The organism is Salipaludibacillus sp. CF4.18 (assembly GCF_051262595.1).
Lineage (GTDB): Bacteria > Bacillota > Bacilli > Bacillales > Salisediminibacteriaceae > Salipaludibacillus > Salipaludibacillus neizhouensis.
This window is the reverse complement of record NZ_JBIMEV010000165.1, coordinates 1-420: the sequence shown is the minus strand read 5'-3', so window position 1 is coordinate 420 and position 420 is coordinate 1. Positions and strand designations below refer to the sequence as shown.

Here is a 420-nt window from a genome sequence, read left to right as displayed (position 1 = left end):
ACGAAATGACTGAAAAGAATCACCGGTTATACCCTTTGAATACGTTCAAAGAAAGTAAACCGAGTGTCTTAGATGTAGGCTAAGAAAGACGCCACCAATTGTGAACCTCTTCGGAGGTATTGGCAAGCAGGACCAAGAAGTTCGCGGAAGCAAGCGATGAGTCATCGGAACGTACTTAGGTACGTAAGGATGATGAAGAGTGCAGCTAACAAAGACATTCAAAGGTCATGTGTAGTCAAACGCAAAAAATGGTTAAGTTAGAAAGGGCGCACGGTGAATGCCTTGGCACTAGGAGCCGACGAAGGACGGGACGAACACCGATATGCTTCGGGGAGCTGTAAGTAAGCTTTGATCCGGAGATTTCCGAATGGGGGAACCCCTTATCCGTAATGGGATATGATCCACACTTGAATCCATAGG

At 46.4% G+C, this 420-nt stretch carries 1 rRNA gene; it reads left to right on the top strand.

What is annotated here, in order from left to right:
• Positions 1–250: 250 nt before the first annotated feature.
• Positions 251–420, top strand: a 23S ribosomal RNA gene (locus tag ACHABW_RS25990); the annotation flags it as partial.